This window comes from Zoogloea sp. (assembly GCF_041908905.1).
GTDB lineage: Bacteria > Pseudomonadota > Gammaproteobacteria > Burkholderiales > Rhodocyclaceae > Zoogloea.
The window spans coordinates 23,631-43,628 of the sequence record NZ_JAYREK010000031.1; the positions used below are offsets into that span (position 1 = coordinate 23,631).

At 70.6% G+C, this 19,998-nt stretch carries 13 protein-coding genes; 3 read left to right on the plus strand and 10 right to left on the minus strand.

Features of this window, described 5'->3' with window-relative positions:
• Positions 1–40: 40 nt before the first annotated feature.
• The 10 genes from ACE3OU_RS14510 to ACE3OU_RS14555 form a co-directional block, all read right to left on the minus strand.
• A complete protein-coding gene (locus ACE3OU_RS14510) occupies positions 41–697 on the minus strand; it encodes a NapC/NirT family cytochrome c (RefSeq protein WP_374242261.1) in 657 nt (218 codons plus the stop codon).
• A 25-nt stretch (positions 698–722) separates the two neighbouring features.
• Positions 723–1,211: a nitrate reductase cytochrome c-type subunit gene (locus tag ACE3OU_RS14515; RefSeq protein WP_374242262.1), complete on the minus strand. Its 489-nt coding sequence runs from the start codon at positions 1,209–1,211 to the stop codon at positions 723–725.
• Positions 1,211–2,074 carry a quinol dehydrogenase ferredoxin subunit NapH gene (gene napH, locus ACE3OU_RS14520; protein WP_374242263.1) on the minus strand — a complete coding sequence of 288 codons (864 nt, stop codon included), beginning with the start codon at positions 2,072–2,074 and terminating at the stop codon, positions 1,211–1,213. The genes ACE3OU_RS14515 and napH overlap by 1 nt, the downstream gene beginning before the upstream one ends.
• 3 nt (positions 2,075–2,077) lie before the next feature.
• Positions 2,078–2,983 (minus strand): ferredoxin-type protein NapG, encoded by a 906-nt coding sequence (napG, locus tag ACE3OU_RS14525; RefSeq protein ID WP_374242264.1) that lies wholly within the window; start codon positions 2,981–2,983, stop codon positions 2,078–2,080.
• A 73-nt stretch (positions 2,984–3,056) separates the two neighbouring features.
• Positions 3,057–5,615, minus strand: coding sequence for a nitrate reductase catalytic subunit NapA (gene napA, locus ACE3OU_RS14530; protein WP_374242265.1), 2,559 nt, complete (start codon positions 5,613–5,615; stop codon positions 3,057–3,059).
• A 41-nt stretch (positions 5,616–5,656) separates the two neighbouring features.
• The gene (locus tag ACE3OU_RS14535) at positions 5,657–5,920 is read right to left on the minus strand and encodes a chaperone NapD (protein ID WP_374242266.1); all 264 of its coding nucleotides are present in this window, start codon (positions 5,918–5,920) and stop codon (positions 5,657–5,659) included.
• The gene (gene napF / locus ACE3OU_RS14540; protein ID WP_374242267.1) at positions 5,917–6,423 is read right to left on the minus strand and encodes a ferredoxin-type protein NapF; all 507 of its coding nucleotides are present in this window, start codon (positions 6,421–6,423) and stop codon (positions 5,917–5,919) included. Before napF ends, ACE3OU_RS14535 begins: the two co-directional genes overlap by 4 nt.
• 290 nt (positions 6,424–6,713) lie before the next feature.
• Positions 6,714–9,464: an ATP-binding protein gene (locus ACE3OU_RS14545; RefSeq protein ID WP_374242268.1), complete on the minus strand. Its 2,751-nt coding sequence runs from the start codon at positions 9,462–9,464 to the stop codon at positions 6,714–6,716.
• Entirely contained in the window at positions 9,461–10,048 is a 588-nt protein-coding gene (locus ACE3OU_RS14550) for a YfiR family protein (RefSeq protein WP_374242269.1), read from the minus strand. Before ACE3OU_RS14550 ends, ACE3OU_RS14545 begins: the two co-directional genes overlap by 4 nt.
• 339 nt (positions 10,049–10,387) lie before the next feature.
• A complete protein-coding gene (locus tag ACE3OU_RS14555; RefSeq protein ID WP_374242270.1) occupies positions 10,388–11,806 on the minus strand; it encodes an MBL fold metallo-hydrolase RNA specificity domain-containing protein in 1,419 nt (472 codons plus the stop codon).
• Between the two features lie 247 nt (positions 11,807–12,053).
• On the opposite strand from ACE3OU_RS14555, the gene pyc reads away from it, so the two are divergent.
• The 3 genes from pyc to ACE3OU_RS14570 all read left to right on the plus strand — a co-directional run bounded on the left by pyc (position 12,054) and on the right by ACE3OU_RS14570 (position 19,657).
• Entirely contained in the window at positions 12,054–15,503 is a 3,450-nt protein-coding gene (gene pyc, locus ACE3OU_RS14560; RefSeq protein ID WP_374242271.1) for a pyruvate carboxylase, read from the plus strand.
• 125 nt (positions 15,504–15,628) lie between these two features.
• Entirely contained in the window at positions 15,629–16,066 is a 438-nt protein-coding gene (locus ACE3OU_RS14565; protein ID WP_374242272.1) for a phasin family protein, read from the plus strand.
• A 228-nt stretch (positions 16,067–16,294) separates the two neighbouring features.
• Positions 16,295–19,657: a PAS domain S-box protein gene (locus ACE3OU_RS14570; protein WP_374242273.1), complete on the plus strand. Its 3,363-nt coding sequence runs from the start codon at positions 16,295–16,297 to the stop codon at positions 19,655–19,657.
• The last annotated feature ends 341 nt before the right edge of the window (positions 19,658–19,998 follow it).

Below are 19,998 nucleotides of genomic sequence, written 5' to 3' on the forward strand. Positions count from 1 at the left end.
AGGCCGGGTGCTGAACCTTGCCCAGCGCCCGGCCTGCAGTTCAACCCTTGGCCGGTGCGGCGGCCTCCGGCTCGGACTTGGGCTTGGGCGTGTCCGGGTGGAACTCTTCCGGGGTGGCGCCGTCCTTGGGCGCGCCGATGGACTGCTCGACCTCGGGCAGGGTGTGCGCGATACCCTTGTGGCAGTCGATGCAGGTCTTGCCCTCGTTGAGGCCGGTCTGGTGCATGCGGGAGGAGCGGCGGTTCTGCTCGGCGTAGTCGAAGCTGCCGAAGTTGTGGCAGTTGCGGCACTCGCGGGAGTCGGTCTTCTTCATCCGTTCCCACTCGTGTTTGGCCAGCTCGAGACGCTTGGCGTTGAATTTTTCGGGCGTGTCGATGGAGCCGAGGACCTTGTGCAGGACTTCGTTGGAAGCCTGGATCTTGCGGATCATCTTGGGGCCCCACTCCTTGGGCACGTGGCAGTCCGGGCAGGTGGCCCGCACGCCGGAGCGGTTGGAGGCGTGGATGGTGTTGCGGTATTCCTGATAGACGTTGTCCTTCATCTCGTGGCACGAGATGCAGAACTCTTCGCGGTTGGTCCATTCCATCGCGGTGTTGAAGCCGCCCCAGAACAGCACGCCGGCGATGAACAGCAGCGCGGCGAAGCCCCAGCCCAATGATCGGATGCGGCCGATCAAGCCCTTGTTGTTGGAAGTCATTTGTCCGAACTCCGTGGTTGTGCGCTCAGCGCATGCCGACGCCCGGCTTGAAGGTGTTGCCGACCAGCGGCTTGGCGTCGCTCTGGGGCACGTGGCACTGGTTGCAGAAGTAGCGGCGCGGCGACACGCTCGACAGCTCCTCGCCCTCGCGGGTCTTGAAGTGGGTCACCGAGATCTTGGTGGCGCCGGTCTCCTTGGCCCGCGACCAGGCGTGGCAGTCGAGGCACTTGTTGAAGTTCTTGGTGACCGTGTAGCCCTTGATGGTGTGGGGGATCAGCGGCGGCTGCTGCACGAAGTCGCGGGGCAGCGGCGGCTGGTCGCGGCTGTAGCGGGTGCCCTCGCCCTCGGGGTCGCTGGCCTGGATGTCGGCGCCACGCAGGGTCATGAGCTTGATGGCGGGTTCCGCGGCCACGGCGGCGGCCGGTGCGAGGAAGGTCTGGGCAAGGGCCGCGGACAAGGTCAGCGCCAGCGCGGCGGCGCGCAGACGGGGGGATTTGAAGGTCGGCTTGTTCATCACGCGCTCCTTTGGTCGAACCTGTGGGTCATCTTGAAAACTTTTTTGTCGCACACATCGATGCAGCGGCCGCAGGTGGTGCAGTCCGAGGCCAGAATGAGGGGGCTCTCCTGCCCGACCTTCTTGAGGGCCGGGCGGATCACCTGGGGTTCGGGGCAGACCGCGAAGCAGTCCATGCAGTCGTCGCAGGCCTTGCGGTTGACGGCCGAGATGCGCACCAGCGACTTCTTGCCGAGCAGGCCGTAGAAGGCGCCCATCGGGCACAGGTGGCCGCACCAGCCGCGGCTCGCCATCAGCAGGTCGTAGATGAAGATGCCGGCGATCACGAACAGCCCGCCGCCCATCCCGAAGATGATGCCCCGGTGCAGCAGGGACACCGGGTTCACCCACTCCCACACCAGGGTGCCGGTGACGGCGGCCGCCACCAGGATGCCGCCGAGCAGCCAGTAGCGTGTGTCGGCATCGGGCACGCGGCCGGTCTTGATGCCGAGGCGGCGGCGCGACCAGGCGGCGGCGTCGGTGACCACATTGACCGGGCACACCCAGCTGCAGAACAGCCGCCCACCGAAGAGCACGTAGAACACCAGCACGATCGCCGCGCCGATCAGCGCCGACGCATAGGGCAGATGGCCGGTGACGAGGGTCTGCAGCACCAGCAGCGGATCGGTGAGGGGCAGCACGCCGAGGGTGAGGGACGAGGACAGGTTGCCCTTGGCGATCCACACCCCGAACCACGGGCCGGTGAGGAAGGCCAGCAGGATGAGCAGCTGGCTCGCCCGGCGCAGCAGCAGCCAGCGGTTGCGGGCCAGCAAGCCGCGCCGCGCGCCCTGGGGCGTTTCAACGGGGATCGTCGAGGTGGCCATGGCTCAGGGCTTCCAGTTCGAGTTGATGCCCGGCGGCGCCTTGCGGGGCGCGGCGGGCTGCGCGTCGGGCACCACGGGGGCGGCCGGCGTGGTCGGCGCCACCACCGTTTCGGTGGCCGAGCGGCCGGCGGTGGGGCCTTCGAAGCCGCGCACCGGCAGCTCGACCTGCTCGCCGATCAGCGAGCCGCCGTGGCGGGCCTTTTCTTCCCAGCCCTTGCGGTAGTGGGCCGGCAGCGCGCCCTGGGCCAGCTTGCGCGGGAAGACCTTGATGGCGGCCTCGGGCAGCACGCAGGATTTCTCGCACTTGCCGCAGCCGGTGCAGGCGTCGGAATGCACCGTCGGCAGCAGCATGGCGTGCCGGTCGGAGCGCGGGTTGTGCTGGGTTTCGAGGGTGATCGCCTTGTCGATCACCGGGCACACGCGGTAACACACGTCACAGCGCAGGCCGAGGAAGTTGAGGCAGGTCTCGTGGTCGACGAGCGCCGCGAGGCCCATCTGGGCCTTGTTGATGTCGGTGAGTTCCCGGTCCAGCGCGCCGGTGGGGCAGGCCTTGACGCAGGGGATGTCCTCGCACATCTCGCAGGGGATCTTGCGGGCGTTGAAATACGGCGTGCCCGCCACCACCGGGTCGCCCAGGTCGGCGAGCCGCAGGGTGTCGTAGGGGCAATCACGGACGCACAGGCCGCAGCGCACGCAGGCGGCCAGGAAGTCGGCCTCGGGCAGCGCGCCCGGCGGGCGCAGGGCCTGGGCCGGCAGCGCCGAGGCGCTCTTGGAGTAAAGCCCCGCCCCCAGCGCGAGCAGGCAGCCGCCACCGGCAGCGGCAGCGACGCTGTTGATGAACTTGCGCCGGGCGGCCGAGGCCGGAGATTCGGCGGTGGCCGGGCGGGCGGGCTTCTTGCCAGGGTCCATGATGGGGATGTGTGGGTTGGTGCGCCGGCGGCGGATCGGGCCTGGGCCCGCCCCGCCGTGCCGGCGCGGAGCCTCAGGCGCGAACCACCTTGACGGCGCACTTCTTGTAGTCGGTTTCCTTGGAAATCGGACAGGTGGCGTCGAGGGTGAGCTTGTTCACCAGCTTCGATTCATCGAAGAAGGGCACGAAGATCAGGCCCACCGGCGGCTTGTTGCGGCCCTTGGTCTCGAGGCGGGCGGTCATCTCGCCACGGCGGGACTGGACCTTAACCACCATGCCGCGCTGCAGGTTGCGCTTCTTGGCGTCCTCGGGGTGCATGAAGACCTGGGCCTCGGGCACCGCCTTGTGCAGCTCGGGCACCCGGCGGGTCATCGAGCCGGTGTGCCAGTGCTCCAGCACGCGGCCGGTGCACAGCCACATGTCGAACTCGGCATCGGGCTTCTCGGGGGGATCCTGGTAGGGCAGCGCGAAGATCACCGCCTTGCCGTCCTTGTGGCCGTAGAACTTCACGCCCTCGCCCTTCTTGACGTACGGGTCGTAGCCCTCGCGGAAGCGCCACAGGGTTTCCTTGCCATCGACCACCGGCCAGCGCAGGCCGCGGGCCTTGTGATAGACGTCGAAGGGGGCGAGGTCGTGGCCGTGGCCGCGGCCGAAGATCGCGTATTCCTCGAACAGGCCCTTCTGCACGTAGAAGCCGAAGGCCTCGGACTCGTCGTTGGTGTAGTTCTTGATGGCGTGCTCGTTGACCCGCACCAGCTCGCTCTTCGGGAACTTGTTCACCACCTTGTTGGCGTAGAGCACGTCGTAGAGGGTCTTGCCCTTGTACTCGGGCTTCTTGGCGATCAGCTCGGCCGGCCACACGTCCTCGACCTTGAAGCGCTTGGAGAACTCCATGTACTGCCACAGGTCGGACTTGGCCTCGCCCGGCGCCTTGACCTGCTGGCGCCACACCTGGGTGCGCCGCTCGGCGTTGCCGAAGGCGCCTTCCTTCTCGGTCCACATGGCCGAGGGCAGGATCAGGTCGGCAGCGAGGGCCGAGACGGTGGGGTACACGTCCGACACCACCACGAAGGCCGCCGGGTTGCGCCAGCCCGGGTAGATCTCCTGGTTGATGTTGGGGCCGGCCTGCATGTTGTTGGTGGTGCTGGTCCAGTAGCACTTGAGCTTGCCGTCCTTCAGGGCGCGGCTCTGGGCCACGGCGTGGAGGCCGATCTTGTCGTTGATGGTGCCTTCGGGCAGCTGCCAGATCTCTTCGGCGTGGTGGCGGTGCTCGGGGTTGGTGACGACCATGTCGGCCGGCAGGCGGTGGGCAAAGGTGCCCACTTCACGGGCGGTGCCGCAGGCGGAGGGCTGGCCAGTGAGGGAGAACGGCCCGGAGCCCGGGGTGGAGATCTTGCCCACCAGCAGGTGGACGTTGTAGATCATGTTGTTCACCCAGGTGCCGCGGGTGTGCTGGTTGAAGCCCATGGTCCAGAAGCTGACGACCTTCTTCTTGGGATCGGCGTACAGCTCGGCGAGCTTCTGCAGGCGCTCCTTGGGCACGCCGGAGAGCTTGGCGGTGTAGTCCAGCGTGTAGGTCGAGACGAACTTCTTGAACTCTTCGAAGGTGGACGGCCGGGCGTCGCTGGGGTTGTTCTTGGGCTTGCCGTCGGCGCCGGGGTAGCCGTTGAACTTGGCATCCTTCTCGAGGGCGTGGTTGGGGCGCAGGCCGAAGCCGATGTCGGTCTCGCCGGCCTTGAAGTTGACGTGGGCCTTGACGAACTCCTGGTTGACCTTGCCCGACTGGATGATGTGGTTGCAGATGTAGTTGAGGATCGCCAGGTCGGTCTGCGGCACGAAGATCATGCCGTTGTCGGCGAGCTCGAAGCTGCGATGCTCGAAGGTGGACAGCACGTGCACCTGCACGTCGGTCTTGGTGAGGCGGCGGTCGGTGATGCGGGTCCACAGGATGGGGTGCATCTCGGCCATGTTGGAGCCCCACAGCACGAAGGCGTCGGCCTGCTCGATGTCGTCGTAGCAGCCCATCGGCTCGTCGATGCCGAAGGTGCGCATGAAGCCGGTGACGGCCGAGGCCATGCAGTGGCGGGCGTTGGGGTCGAGGTTGTTGGAGCGGAAGCCGGCCTTCATCAGCTTGCTGGCGGCGTAGCCTTCCCAGATCGTCCACTGGCCGGAGCCGAACATGGCGATCGAACCCGGCCCCTCGGCCTTCAGCGCGGCCTTCCACTTCTCGGCCATGATGTCGAAGGCCTGGTTCCAGGTGATCGGGGTGAACTCGCCGTCCTTGCTGTACTTGCCGTCCTTCATGCGCAGCAGCGGCTTGGTGAGGCGGTCCTCGCCGTACATGATCTTGGACAGGAAGTAGCCCTTGATGCAGTTGAGGCCCCGGTTGACCGGCGCGTCCGGGTCGCCCTGGGTGGCGACCACGCGGCCGTTCTGGACGCCCACCAGCACCGAGCAGCCGGTGCCGCAGAAGCGGCAGGCGGCCTTGTCCCAGCGCACCGCGGTGGTGTTTTCGGCCGCGGCCGGGGCGGCTTCCTTCTTTGCCGCCAGCGCCGGTACGGAGATGCCGGCCGTGGCGGCCGCGGTGGCGATCGCCTGGGTCTTGATGAAGTCGCGTCGGTTGATGGTCATGGTGGAGCCTCCTCGCAGGGGGTATTCGGTGATGGCGTGAATCAGGTGGCCTGGCTCGCGGATGCCTCCGGGAGCATCGCATCGGAGTGTTCGTAGGCCAGGGTTGCGGCGAGCACCTGGGGCACCCGGTGCAGGGCAATCAGGGTGTCGGACATGGCGGCGCCGTCGGCATCCTCCACGGTGACGACGAGCTTGCCGTCGTCGGACATGCCGTGGCACTCGACGCCGGGAAAGGCCAGGAGCGCGGCTTCGGCCTCGGCGCGGGTCTCGGGGTGGATGCGCAGGACGAGACTGACGATGTTCATGGAAGCTCCGGAAGTTGGGCCGGGGTGCCGGCGACGCGCTGCACGGCGCTCACCGGGCATGGCGCGATGCAGGCACCGCAGCCGTTGCAGGCGGCGGCGTCCACCTCGGGCAGCGGCACGCCGCCGATACGGGGACGGAAACGGATCGCCGAGGTGTCGCAGGCCTCGCCGCACACCCGGCACTCGACCTTGCGGACGGCCAGGCAGCTGTCGGCGATGGCGATACTGAAGGACCAGGCCGTGGCGGCGGTGTCACGGCCGATGGCGCCGGTGGCGCAGGCCCGGGCACAGTCGCCGCAGAAGGTGCACGCGGCGGTGGCGAAGTCGGCCACCGGCAGGCCACCGTCACCCCGCGCCAGCAGGCCGGTCGGGCAGGCCTTCAGGCAGTCGCCACAGGCCGTACACGCCTCGACGAAGCGGGCCTCGGGCACACTCCAGGGCGGGCGGAACGGCGCCGGGCCGGCTTTGCGCCCCCCCAGAAAATGGCGACGGGAAACATCCATGGGTTTGGCTTGGACTGATCGAACAAACTCATTCTAGGCAGTGGACGACGGAAAAACCTTGATCTGAGCAAAGGAATTCTCGATTGAGCCACTGGCCTGGGTTCGACCGGCCCACCCCCGGCGCGACCGACCGGGCGACCGGAGTTGCGCGGCAACCACCGCCCCGCAGGCGGATGTCCGGCGTCCACGGCCCACGCCGGCGCGGGCGGGATGCGCCCGGGAGGACACGGCGCGGGCGCCGAACGCCACGCCAAAGCCGGGACCGACGCCTGCCACGGCCCGGCCGGCCGTCACGCCCGGGGGGCGCCTCCCAGGGACTTGAGATGGGCCTCCACCTCGTCGCGGAGGGGCGCGAACTCGCGGATCAGGGCCGGCAGCATGGCCCGCACCGCGTCCCAGGCGTCGGCACGGGCGGCCCGCTCGGCCTCCTTGCAGCGCGCCGCGAAGGCCTCGGCCCCGATCGAGGCGCTTGCGCTCTTGAGGTTGTGCAGGCGGCGGAGCGCCCGCTGGGGGTCGAAATCGTCGTCCAGCACGGCCAGCGCCTCGATGTCCCGCGTGGCCGTCGTCAGATAGGAGCCGAGCACCGCCGGGATGATCTTGGCCGCCCCTCCGCCGAGGGTGCGGGACAGATAGCCCGGATCGAAGCGCGCCACCGGCGCGAGCCCCGGCCCGGGCGGGGCGCCGGGCCCGGCGGGCGCGCCCCCGACGGCCGGCAGCCAGCGCTGGAAGGTGGCGCTCAGGCTCTCGAAGGTGACCGGCTTGGCGAGGTAGTCGTCCATCCCGGCGGCGAGGCACATCTCCCGGTCGCCGGCCAGCGCGTTGGCGGTGAGGGCGACCACCAGCTGGCGCGGCTGGCCGGCGGCGAGCTCGCGCTCCCGCAGGCGGCGGGTGGCGGTGAGGCCGTCCATCACCGGCATCTGGACATCCATCAGCACGATGTCGAAGCGCGCCTCGGCGAGGCGCTCGAGGGCCTCCACGCCGTTGTCGGCGACGGTGCAGGTGCAGCCCAGGCCGTCGAGCATCTCGCCGAGCACCAGCTGATTGACGGCGTTGTCCTCGACCATCAGCACATGCAGCGGGCGGGCCTGCTCCCGGGAAGGAGCGTGGTGCGGGCGGGCGTCCGGATCGAGCCCCCACAGGCCCGCCACCGCCCGCCACAGGCCGATGTCGGAGAAGGGCTCGTGGATCTCGCCCCCGACCCAGGCGGGCAGCGCGAGGTCCTCGTCCGGTGCGCGCAGGCAGTGGCGCACGAAGAGCACCGGCACGCCCGGGCCGGCGAAGTCGGGGTGCTCGGCGGCCATCCGCAGGCAGGCCTCCTCCTCGACGAGTATCGCGTCCGGCAGGTCGGCCACGATGCTCTCCAGCGCACCACCGCAGGCAGCGTGGGACGTGGCCCTCATGCCGCCGGCGGCCAGCATCGCGCACCAGCGCGCGGCCTGCCCGGTGCTGCCGCAGACCACCGCGATGCGCCGGCCCCGCAAGCCCTCGGCCCAGGCCGGCAGGCAGCGCCCGGCCTCGGCCGCCGGCAGGGGCAGGCGCAGCGTGAACGCCGAGCCGGCGCCGAGCTCGCTCACCGCCGTCACCTGGCCCCCCATCAGGCCGACCAGGTCGCGCACGATGGTGAGCCCCAGCCCCGAGCCCCCGTAGCGCCGGCTGGTGCTGTTGTCGGCCTGGCGGAAGGGGTCGAAGATCTTCCCGAGGGCCGCCGGCTCGATGCCGATGCCGGTGTCGCGCACCTCCAGCAGCACCGGCGCGCCGTCGGTCCTGTCGCGGCGGCAGATGATGGTCACCCCGCCCTGCTGGGTGAACTTGATCGCATTGCTGAGCAGGTTGTTGAGCACCTGACGTATCCGGTGGGCGTCGCCGCGGAACAGGTCGGGCATCTCGGTGTCGATCTCGAAGTGCAGCGCCAGCCCCTTCTTGCGCGCCATCGGCGCGAACACCGCGGCGGTCTGGACGATGATCTCCCGCAGGCTGAAGACCAGCGATTCGAGCTGCAGGCTGCCGGCCTCCAGGCGCGAGAAGTCGAGGATGTCGTTGAGCAGGTGGAGCAGCGTCGTCGCCGACGAGCGCTGGTTGCGGAGCAGCTCGCGCTGGCGTGGGTCGAGGGCGCCGGCCTCGAGCAGCTCGGCGATCCCGATGATGCCGTTCATCGGGGTGCGGATCTCGTGGCTCATGTTGGCGAGGAACTGGCTCTTGGCCCGGTTGGCGCTCTCGGCGGCCTCCTTGGCCTGGATCAGCTCCCGGGTCCGCACCTGGACGGTCTCCTCCAGCGAGGCCCGATGGGCGGCGAGATCCTGGTCGCGGGCGGCGAGTTCGGCCAGCATGGCGTTGAAGGCATCGGCGAGCTGGCCGATCTCGTCTTCGCTGGTCTTCTCGGCGCGCAGCGAGAAATCCCGCCGCGCCGACACCTGCTGGGCGGTGGCGGTGAGGGCCTCGATGGCGTGGGTCATGCCGCCCTGCAGCCAGCGCGCGATGGCAGTAGCCAGCCAGAAGGCCAGCCCGAGGGCCAGGGAGAACAGGCCGAACTGCAGCACCAGCGCGCCCCACACGCCATCGATGCGGCTGACGAGGGCCAGCGAGCCGATCAGTTCGCCGCCCCGGCGCATCGGCACCACCACGGAGAGGGTCGCCGGGTCGAGGTAGCCGGCCAGCTCCTGGTGCGGCGCCAGCACCCTGGCGGGGAGCGCCGCCGTCCAGCCCTTGGCCCGATAGGTGTGGCGGAAGGTGCTGTCGCGGGCTACCAGGTGGGCCGCCACGATGCCCGGGTCGCCCTCCAGGGCCCGGAACAGATTCTCGGCACCGACGGGATCCTGGAACTCCAGCACCGCCGAGGCGTTGAAGGCCACCACCTCGGCCACCGCCCGCAGCTTGGCGACCCGCGCGGCGTACTGCTCCTGCAGTTGCACGAAGCTGACCAGCACGAACACGAAGACCAGGCTGGTCGCCACCGCGATGGCGACGATCACCGACAGCTTGCGGTGGATGGGCAGGCGCCGGATCAGGGCCCTCAGCCGCTGGGGCAGGAAGCGCCGGCTCATCGCGCGCCGCCCTCGACGGCGAGCCGCAACATCTGCGGGCTGACGCGCAGGCCGGCGCGGCCGATGGCCGCCGCATCCACAGCAAAGACCATCCGGTTGTCCTGGCGCAGCAGGGCGATCGCGCCCCCGCACCGGACGAAGGCGGGCGTCTCGGCGACAGTGAGCACCGGCAGCCGCGCCACGGCCTCGAGCAGCGCCGCCTGGCGCTGCGGGTCGGCGTCCGTCACGTAGAGCACCTGACACCCGGCCAGCGGGTCGAACCGGCGCACCCGGCGGATGTGGAGCACGCGTCCGTGCACGCGGCTCCCCTCGTGGCGGGCGAGGTGGGGGCCGAGCCGGTCGGGACCGTAGAGGCAGATCGTCGCCGTCATCGCTTCGCCGGGCCAGTCCACATACTTGATGAAATTGATCAGATAGGCCGCCCGCAATGGGGCGTCCGTCCCTCCGTGCGGCCCCGCGGCCAGGGGCTGCGACGCCGCCAGCACCAGCCCGCACCCCCACAGCAGGGTGACGACGCGGCGCAGGCGGGCGGCACACCCGCCGTGGCGGCCCCCCTGGCGGGAAAAGACGCATGGGCAGCCCATGGGCTCAGCAGAGCGGAAGAAATGTCATTTATCGTATATCGGAAGTCATAGGCGCATCTTTAGGCGGAGTGGGTTTGACGGCGGATTCCCCTGCCATCAGGCGGATTTTCATTCTGATTACACCGAGGGCATCCCCGCCGATGGCCGGCCTCGCCGCGCTCGACATCCTGCCGGCCCTGCCGCCGCGTCATCCCGTCTTCGCCGGGGGTGACGCAGCGCGACGAAAGCACCGCCGGCCTGCCCCAGCCCGGGGCCAGACCGCTCTTCGCCACCTGCCCGGGCACGCCCGGCGGGCTCCCGGCCGTCCGGAGCCCCCTGTCGGGCGGCTGGCCGCGGCGCCTACAGCGAGACGCAGGTGCCCGCGCGGGGCACGGTCACGCCGCTCCAGCCCAGGTCTTCGTGGATCCGCCGGGCGAGGGCCGCCGAGGCCTCGGCTTCGCCGTGCATCACGAAGGTGTGCCGGGGCGGGGTGTGGAAGCCCTGCAGCCAGTGCAGCAGCTCGGCCTGGTCGGCATGGGCCGACAGGCCACCGACGGTGTAGATGCGCGCCCGCACCGGCACCGGAGCACCGAAGACATGCACCAGCCGGGCGCCATCCACCAGGCGCCGGCCGAGGGTGCCCGCCGCCTGGAAGCCGGCGATCAGCACGCTGCATTCGCTGCGCGGCAGGTTCTCGCGCAGGTGGTACTTGATACGGCCGGCCTCGCACATGCCGCTGGCGGAGATGATCACCGCGCCGCTCTTCACGGTGTTGAGGGCCTTCGAGGCCTCGACGTCGGCGACGAACTCGATCCTCATCTGGTCCGGGTGGGCCTCCACCCACTCCAGCAGCTCGCGGGTCTCGCTGTCGAGCAGGGCCGGGTGGGCCAGGGTGATCCGCGTCGCGGCGTTGGCCATCGGCGAATCGACGTACACCTTGAGGGGCGCGAGGCGCCCGCGGCGCACCAGGTCGGCCAGGATGTAGATGATCTCCTGGGTGCGGCCCACCGCGAAGGACGGGATGATCAGGTTGCCCCCGGCCGCCCGGGTGCGCTCGAAGGCCGCGACGATCTCCGCCTCGGTCTCGGCCAGCGGCCGGTGCAGGCGGTCGCCGTAGGTGGATTCGATAAGCAGGAGGTCGGCCTCGGGCACCGGCCGCTCGGGGTCGCGCAGCACCGGGCGGTCGCGCATGCCCAGATCGCCCGAGAAGACCAGCTTGCGGGTGTGCCCCTCGCCGCCCAGCGTCACCTCGAGCCAGGACGAGCCGAGGATGTGGCCGGCGTCGTGGAAGCGCACCTTCACATTTTCGGCCACCCGCAGCTCATCGCCGTAATCCACCGGCCTCAGCAGGCCCAGGCAGTACTGGGCCTCGATCACCGTGTACAGCGGCGGGACGACGCCGCTGCGGCCGCCGCCCTTGCCGCGCCGGTGCTGCTGCCGCAGCTGCCATTCGGACTCCTTCTCCTGGATGTGGGCGCTGTCGGGCAGCAACACCTCGAGGAGGTCGATGGTGGCCGGCGTCGCGTAGATCGGGCCGCGGAAGCCCAGCACCGCCAGCCGCGGCAGCAGGCCGGAGTGGTCGATGTGGGCGTGGGTCAGCAGCACGAAGTCGATGCCCCGCACGTCGAAGCCGAAGTCGAGGGCCCGCAGGTTCTTGGTGCGCGCCTCCGGCCCGCCCTGGAACATGCCGCAATCCACCAGGAAGCGGACGCCCCCCGCCTCCACCAGCGTGCACGAGCCGGTCACCTCGCCGGCCGCGCCGTAAAAAGAGATCCGCATCGCCTGCTCCTCCCTGACATCTGTCCGGATCAGCATGAACCTCGCCCCCCGCGAATGCAACGCTGCGGCGCACTACACGCGCACCGCGCCGGGACGTCGGCGGGGAGGGCCCCGGACGGCCATATCGGGGTTCACCCGATTGTACGCAACGCAAATCTCGAGAAAACTGCAATTTATCGTTTTTATTGAGCCGCTGACGGGCCTCCTGCCGGAGGTCCGCCTTCCCCCCGCCTTCGGAGTACCCCGCATGATCCGTCGCCTCCTTGTTGCCAACCGCTCCGAAATCGCCATCCGCGTATTCCGGGCCGCAACCGAACTCGGCATCAACACGATCGCAATCTACGCCGAGGAAGACAAGCTCTCCCTGCACCGCTTCAAGGCCGACGAGGCCTACCAGGTCGGCCGCGGCGAAGGCCGCCAGCTCGGCCCGCTGGAGAGCTACCTGTCCATCGACGAGGTGATCCGCGTCGCCAAGGAGGCGGGCGCCGACGCGATCCACCCGGGCTACGGCCTGCTCTCCGAGAGCCCCGAGTTCGCCGAGGCCTGCGCCGCCGCCGGCATCATCTTCATCGGCCCGCGCCCCGACACCATGCGCACCCTGGGCAACAAGGTCTCGGCGCGCAACCTGGCCGTCTCCTGCGGCGCGCCGGTGATGCCGGCCACCCCGCCGCTGCCGGACGACCCGGAGGAGATCAAGCGCCTCGCCCGCGAGATCGGCTACCCGGTGATGCTGAAGGCCTCGTGGGGCGGCGGCGGCCGCGGCATGCGCCCGATCGAGAGCGAGGAGACCCTGCTCGACTCCGTCGCCGCGGCCCGCCGCGAGGCCAAGAGCGCCTTCGGCAAGGACGAGGTGTACCTCGAGAAGCTGGTGCGCCGCGCCCGCCACGTGGAGGTGCAGATCCTCGGCGACGGCCACGGCAACCTGGTGCACCTGTTCGAGCGCGACTGCTCGATCCAGCGCCGCAACCAGAAGGTGGTCGAGCGCGCCCCGGCGCCCTACCTCGACGACGCCACCCGCGAGCGCCTGTGCGAGGCGGCGCTGGCCATCGGCCGCGCGACGAACTACGTGGGCGCCGGCACCGTCGAGTTCCTGATGGACGCCGACACCAGCGAGTTCTACTTCATCGAGGTGAACCCGCGCATCCAGGTGGAGCACACCGTCACCGAGATGGTCACCGGCCTCGACATCGTGAAGGCCCAGATCCGCATCGCCGAGGGTGGCCACATCGGCAACACCGGCGAGACCGGCATCCCGGCCCAGCCGGAGATCCGCCTGTCCGGCCACGCGCTGCAGTGCCGCATCACCACCGAGAACCCCGAGAACAACTTCATCCCCGACTACGGCCGCATCAGCGCCTACCGCGGCGCGATGGGCTTCGGCATCCGCGTCGATGGCGGCACGGCCTACTCCGGCGCGGTGGTCACGCGCTTCTACGACTCGCTGCTCGAGAAGGTCACCGCCTGGGCGCCGACCCCCGGGGAGGCGATCCGCCGCATGGACCGCGCGCTGATGGAGTTCCGCATCCGCGGCGTGGCCACCAACCTGGCCTTCCTGCACAACCTGGTGAGCCACCCGCGCTTCATCGCCAACGACTACACCACCCGCTTCATCGACGAAACGCCGGCGCTGTTCGACTTCCGCAAGCGCAAGGACCGCGCCACCAAGCTGCTCGGCTGGATCGCCGACGTCACCGTCAACGGCCACCCGGAGACCCGCGACCGCGCGCTGCCGCCGGCCCACGCCCGCAAGCCCGAGGCGCCGCGCTTCGCCGCCGACGCCCAGCCCGGCACCCGCCAGCGCCTCGAGGAACTCGGCCCCACCAAGTTCGCCGAGTGGATGCGCAACGAGCAGCGCGTGCTCATCACCGACACCACCATGCGCGACGCCCACCAGTCGCTGCTGGCCACCCGCATGCGCACCCGCGACATCGTCGGCGTCGCCGAGGCCTACGCCCGCGGCCTGCCCCAGCTGCTGTCGCTGGAGTGCTGGGGCGGCGCCACCTTCGACGTGGCGATGCGCTTCCTCAACGAAGACCCGTGGGAGCGCCTGGCGCAGATCCGCGCCCAGGCCCCCAACGTGCTCACCCAGATGCTGCTGCGCGGCGCCAACGGCGTGGGCTACACCAACTACCCGGACAACGTGGTGCGCCACTTCGTGCAGCGCGCCGCCGAGGGCGGGATGGACCTGTTCCGCATCTTCGACTGCCTCAACTGGGTCGACAACATGCGCGTCGCCATCGACGCCGTGCTCGACACCGGCAAGCTCGCCGAAGGCGCCCTGTGCTATACCGGCGACATCCTGGACCCGAACCGCGCCAAGTATTCGCTGGATTACTACGTGAAGATGGCGAAGGAACTCGAGAAGGCCGGCTGCCACATCCTCGCCATCAAGGACATGGCCGGCCTGCTCAAGCCCGCCGCCGCCCGCGTGCTGGTGAAGGCCCTGCGCGAGGAGGTCGGGATGCCGGTGCACCTGCACACCCACGACACCTCGGGCATCAGCGCCGCCACCGTGCTGGCCGCCATCGACGCCGGCGTGGATGCGGTGGATGCGGCGATGGACGCCATGTCGGGCATGACCGCGCAGCCCTGCCTCGGCTCCATCGTCGAAGCCCTGCGCCACGGCGAGCGCGACCCCGGCCTCGATCCCGAGGCGATCCGCCGGATCAGCTTCTACTGGGAAGCCGTGCGCCAGCAGTACGCCGCCTTCGAGAGCGACCTCAAGTCCGGCGCCTCCGAGGTGTATCTGCACGAGATGCCCGGCGGCCAGTTCACCAACCTCAAGGAGCAGGCCCGCTCGCTCGGCCTCGACACCCGCTGGCACGAGGTGGCGCGCGCCTACCGCGACGCCAACGACCTGTTCGGCGACATCGTCAAGGTCACCCCGTCGTCCAAGGTGGTCGGCGACATGGCCCTGATGATGGTGGCCCAGGACCTCACCCCCGCCGCCGTGCTCGACCCGGCCCGCGAGATCGCCTTCCCGGCCTCGGTGGTCGAAATGATGCACGGCGACCTCGGCCAGCCCCCGGGCGGCTGGCCCAAGGCCCTGCAGAAGAAGGTGCTGAAGAACGTGGAGCCGATCACCGAGCGCCCGGGCGCCCTGCTCGCCGAGGCCGACCTCGGCGCGCTGCGCGCCGAGGCCGAGAAGAAGTGCGGCCGCCAGCTCTCGGAGGCCGAGTTCGCCTCCTACCTGATGTACCCGAAGGTGTTCACCGAGTTCAACACCCTGGCCCGCCGCTACGGCCCGGTGTCGGTGCTGCCCACCCCGACCTTCTTCTACGGCATGGAACCGGGCGAGGAGATCACCGTCGAGATCGAGCGCGGCAAGACCCTCGTGGTGCGCCTGCTGACCCTCGGCGAGGCCGACGAGGAAGGCCAGGTGAAGGTCTTCTTCGAGCTCAACGGCCAGCAGCGGATCATCAAGGTGCCCAACCGCAAGCTCGCCGCCAAGGTGGTCAGCCGCCGCAAGGCCGACGAGGGCAACGACGCCCACGTGGCCGCGCCGATGCCCGGCCTGGTGGTCACCATCGCGGTGAAGCCGGGCCAGGCGATCAAGGCCGGCGACGTGATCGCCACCCTCGAGGCGATGAAGATGGAGATGGCCCTCCACGCCCCCCGCGACGGTGTGGTCAAGGAGGTGCTGGTGAACGCCGGCCAGTCGGTGGACGCCAAGGACCTGATGGTCGTCCTCGAGTAAGCCCGGCCCGCCGCCCGCCACCACCGGCGGGCGGCAACGCAAATTGTTGACGTCCCGCAATGGCCGTGACGCAGACGGCCGGTATGGTGTTTTCTCCCGTGCATCCCAGCTATCAGGAAAAACCGATGTTCTCCCTGCACAACGATCTCACCGCGCTCTACGAAAACGCCCTCGTCTGCGCCCACCGGGTGATCGACCTCAACCTCAAGGCCACCCAGTCGCTGATGGAAGGCAACCTCTCCGAGGTAAAGACCCTCCTCACCGCCCGGGACCCGGCCAGCCTCTGCCAGGCCCAGTCCGAGATGGCCCAGCGGCTCATCGAGCAGGCCGTCGGCTACGCCCTGAGCTTCCAGGAGGTGGTGGCCGAGAACCAGCGCAAGCTCTCGAATCTCGCCGAGGCCGCCGGCCCCGACGGCCAGCCCCTGGTGCCCGGCGCCACCGCGGCCCCGCTGATGATCGACGTGGTCACCGGGTTGCTCGACACCGCCACCCGCTCCCGCGACATGATGATGGACATGGCCCGCAAGGTGGACGAGGGCCTGCACCCGCCCGCCGGGGGCTGAGCCCGGCACCGAGTAGGCCGGCACACGCGCCGGCCGGCGGGCCCGCGGCGGCGTGCGCCCCCCTCGGGCCCGGCCATCAATCACGCCGCGGCGGGCGATACGGGCGGATAATGAGCGGCTGGCTCCGCTCACCCCGACACCCATGCCCGCCCCCACCGCACGCCCACAGCCGCCCACCGCGCCCGGTACGACGGCCCTGCTGCAACCTCCCGCGCAGCCCGCCGAACCATGACCCGCCCCACCCTCCCGGCAGCCCCCGAAGGCACTGCCGTCGACCGCCCCTGGCTGCGCTTCGTCCTGCCCCTGCTGGCCCTGTCGATCCTGATCGCCGGGCTGGGCAGCGTCGGCTACCGCTATCTCAGCGACGAGATCCGCCGGGAAACCCATCGCACCCTGGCGGTCATCGTCGAACAGAAGCGCCAGCAGATCGAAGGCTGGCTCGCCGACGCGCGGGTCGACACCGACCTGAGCTTCTACGGCCACTCCCAGCTCGAGCTGCTGTTCGGCAAGTGGGCGGGCAGCGGACGGAAGGACACCGCCAGCCTCAAGCAGATCCAGACCCTCATGATGCAGATGGCCGAGGCCCGCGGCTGGGCCGGGCTGGCCCTCGTCGGCGCCGACGCCGGGTCCGCCTTCGTGGTCGGCGACGCCGACGTGCGCGGCCACGAGGCGCTGATCGAGGACATCCTGCGCCGCCCGCGGGTCGAGCTGGTCGACCTCCACCGGAACGCCGACGGCCAGGTGCGCTACGGCGTGCTGGCGCCCATCGGCTCCCCCGACATGGAGCCCCTCGGCGTGGCCTACGTCACCTGGCGCGCCGACCGTGCCCTCAACCCGCTGGTCGGCGCGTGGCCGGTGCCGACCCAGTCCGCCGAAACCTACCTGGTGCGCCGCGACGGCGACCAGGTCCGTTTCCTCACCCCCCTGCGCTTCAACCGCGACGCCGCGCTGGCGCTGAGCCTGCCGCTGACCACCCCGGACATGCCCGCCGCCCGCGCCGCCCGCGGCGAGCGGGGGATCATCGCCGGCGGGCGCGACTACCGGCGCGCGCCGGTGCTGGCCTACGCCGCGGCGGTGGCCGGCACGCCCTGGCTGATGATCGCCGAGATCGACGAGGCCGAAGCCTACGCCGGCGTCCGCACCATCGCCTGGGCCACCACCCTCCTCGCCGGCCTGGGCATCGCGTTCGTCTATTCCGGCGGCTACCTGCTGTGGCGGCGCGGCCGGCAGCGCCACGAGATGGCCGCCCTGCAGGCCGAGCGCGACGCCGAGGCGCGCTTCCGGGTGGTCTTCGAGCAGGCCCCCCTCGGCGTCGCCCTGCTCGACCCCCGCCAGGGCCGCATCACCGACGCCAACCCGCGCCTGTGCGAGATCCTCGGCCGCAGCGCCGCCGAGCTCACCGGCCTCTCGCCCCAGCAGATCACCCACCCGGACGACATCGCCGAAGGCATGGACCTGCTGCGGCGCCTCAACAGCGGCCAGATCCCCGGCTACCGCCTCACCAAGCGCTACCTGCGTCCGGACGGCACCCTGGTGTGGGCCAGCCTGACCTGCGCGCCGGTGCGCCTCGAGACCGACGACGCGCCCCGCTACCTCTACATCGTCGAGGACATCACCACCCGCCGGCAGATGGAGGAACAGCTGCGCATCAGCGAGGCCCGCCACCGCCTGATCGCCGACAACGCCATCGACGTGATCGCCACCCTGGACCTCGCCGGCCGCTACACCTACGTCAGCCCCTCCGTCGAGAAGCTGCGCGGCTTCACCCCCGAAGAAACCCTGCGCCAGCGCCAGGAGGACGTCTTCGCCGGCGCCTCGCTGACCACCATCCAGGCCTACTTCAACCGCCTGCGGGCCGACCTGGAGGCCGGGCGGCCGATCCAGAACTTCCGCGGCGAACTCGAACAGCGCTGCAAGGACGGCACCACCGTGTGGACCGACGTGTCGGCCAACCCGCTGTTGAGCCCCGACGGCAGCTTCGTCGAAGTCCTCGGCGTGTCCCGCGACATCAGCGAGCACAAGCGCTACGAGAGCCGGCTGCGCGAGGCCCACGCCGCCGCCGAGGCCGCCAACGCGGCGAAGAGCGAGTTCCTCGCCCACATGAGCCACGAGATCCGCACCCCCATGAACGCCGTACTCGGCCTGGCCCAGGTGCTGGAGCGGGAACCCCTGCCGGGCAACCAGCGGGAGATGGTGCAGCGCATCCGCAGCGCCGGCCAGTCGCTGCTGGCGATCCTCAACGACGTGCTCGACCTCTCCAAGATCGAGGCCGGCCAGCTGCGCCTGGAGCCCCGTCCCTTCGAGCTTGGCGCGCTGCTTGCCAACCTCGACAGCCTGATGGGCGAGGCCGCCCGCAGCAAGGGCCTGGCCCTGCGCATCACCCCGCCGCCCCTGCCCCCCGGCCCGCTGGTCGGCGACGGGCTGCGGCTGGAGCAGATCCTGCTCAACCTCACCGGCAACGCCATCAAGTTCACCGAGCACGGCGAGGTCGCGGTGAGCGTTCACGCCCTCGACGGCGGCGCCGACGGCGTGCGCCTGCGCTTCGAAGTCATCGATACCGGCATCGGCATCGCCCCCGACGCCCTGACCCGGCTGTTCACCCCCTTCACCCAGGCCGACGCCGGCATCGGCCGGCGCTTCGGCGGCACGGGGCTGGGCCTGTCGATCTGCAAGCGGCTGGTCGAACTGATGGGCGGCAGCATCGGCGCCGACAGCCAGCCCGGCGCGGGCAGCACCTTCCACTTCGAGCTGCCCTTCCAGCGCGGCCAGGCCGAGCCGGGCAGCCCCGCAACGGCGCCCGCCCCGGCAGCCCCGCGCGGCCCGCGCCTCACCGGCGCCCACCTGCTGGTGGTGGACGACAGCGCGATGAACCGTGACCTGGTCGAGCGGGCCCTGGCCCTGGAGGGCGCCACCGCCACCCTGGCCGCCGACGGCCAGCAGGCCCTCGAATGCCTGCGCAACAAGCCGGACGGTTTCGACGCAGTGCTGATGGACGTGCAGATGCCGGTGATGGACGGGCTCACCACCACCCGCAAGGTTCGCACCGAGCTGGGCCTCGCCGGGCTGCCGATCATCGCCTTCACCGCCGGCGTGCGCGACGACCAGCAGGCAGAAGCCCGCCAGGCCGGCGCCAACGACGTGCTGCCCAAGCCGATGGACCTCGACCAGATGGCGGCCCTGCTGGCCCGCTGGGTCAAGCCCCGGCCGCAGCCGGCGGCCGAGCCGGCCCCGGCCGAAAGCAACGCCTTCCCGGAGATCGACGGCATCGACGCCACCCGGGCCGCCCGCCGGCTGGGCGGCGACCGGGCGATGTTCATCGGCCTGCTGCAGCACTTCGTCGCCGACAACCGCGACGCCGCCACAGAAACCCGCGCGCGGCTGGCCGCCGGCGACCTGGAGGCAGCCGCCCGACGTATGCACACCCTGCGCGGCAACGCCGGCTTCATCTGCGCCCTCGACCTGATGGACTCGGCCGGCGAACTCGAGAAAGCCATCGAAGCCGGCGCCGACGCCACCGACCTCGACGCGCGCCTCGACGCCATCGGCGCCGAGATCGACGCCCTCGTCGCCGCCTGCGCGCCCTGGCTATGAACGCTCAGGCAAAAATCATGCGCCCCCGGGCGCCCTGCCGGCCCTCCGGGGCGCAGTGACGGCGCAGGGCACCGGCACCGGGGGCCGTCGTCCGGCAGGAAAGCGCCGGGCCGCCCCAAGCTTTACTGCCAGCCCCTGCGGGGGGCGGTGACGACGCGGAGCGCCGGCACCGGGGGTCGTCCTCCGGCAGGAAAGCACCGGGCCGCCCCAAGCTTTACTGCCAGCCCCCGCGGGGGGCGGTGACGGCGCGGAGCGCCGGCACCGGGGGTCGTCCTCCGGCAGGAAAGCGCCGGGCCGCCCCAAGCCGGGTCAGCCGCGCACGCGGGGGTCGTGGAGGGCCG

Coding starts and splice junctions, on each gene's coding strand:
- napF (WP_374242267.1), bottom strand. CDS start 6,423: ATGGATGTTTCCCGTCGCCATTTTCTGGGGGGGCGCAAAGCCGGCCCG.
- ACE3OU_RS14515 (WP_374242262.1), bottom strand. CDS start 1,211: ATGAACAAGCCGACCTTCAAATCCCCCCGTCTGCGCGCCGCCGCGCTG.
- napA (WP_374242265.1), bottom strand. CDS start 5,615: ATGACCATCAACCGACGCGACTTCATCAAGACCCAGGCGATCGCCACC.
- ACE3OU_RS14550 (WP_374242269.1), bottom strand. CDS start 10,048: ATGGGCTGCCCATGCGTCTTTTCCCGCCAGGGGGGCCGCCACGGCGGG.
- pyc (WP_374242271.1), top strand. CDS start 12,054: ATGATCCGTCGCCTCCTTGTTGCCAACCGCTCCGAAATCGCCATCCGC.
- napH (WP_374242263.1), bottom strand. CDS start 2,074: ATGGCCACCTCGACGATCCCCGTTGAAACGCCCCAGGGCGCGCGGCGC.
- ACE3OU_RS14535 (WP_374242266.1), bottom strand. CDS start 5,920: ATGAACATCGTCAGTCTCGTCCTGCGCATCCACCCCGAGACCCGCGCC.
- ACE3OU_RS14570 (WP_374242273.1), top strand. CDS start 16,295: ATGACCCGCCCCACCCTCCCGGCAGCCCCCGAAGGCACTGCCGTCGAC.
- ACE3OU_RS14545 (WP_374242268.1), bottom strand. CDS start 9,464: ATGAGCCGGCGCTTCCTGCCCCAGCGGCTGAGGGCCCTGATCCGGCGC.
- ACE3OU_RS14510 (WP_374242261.1), bottom strand. CDS start 697: ATGACTTCCAACAACAAGGGCTTGATCGGCCGCATCCGATCATTGGGC.
- napG (WP_374242264.1), bottom strand. CDS start 2,983: ATGGACCCTGGCAAGAAGCCCGCCCGCCCGGCCACCGCCGAATCTCCG.
- ACE3OU_RS14555 (WP_374242270.1), bottom strand. CDS start 11,806: ATGCGGATCTCTTTTTACGGCGCGGCCGGCGAGGTGACCGGCTCGTGC.
- ACE3OU_RS14565 (WP_374242272.1), top strand. CDS start 15,629: ATGTTCTCCCTGCACAACGATCTCACCGCGCTCTACGAAAACGCCCTC.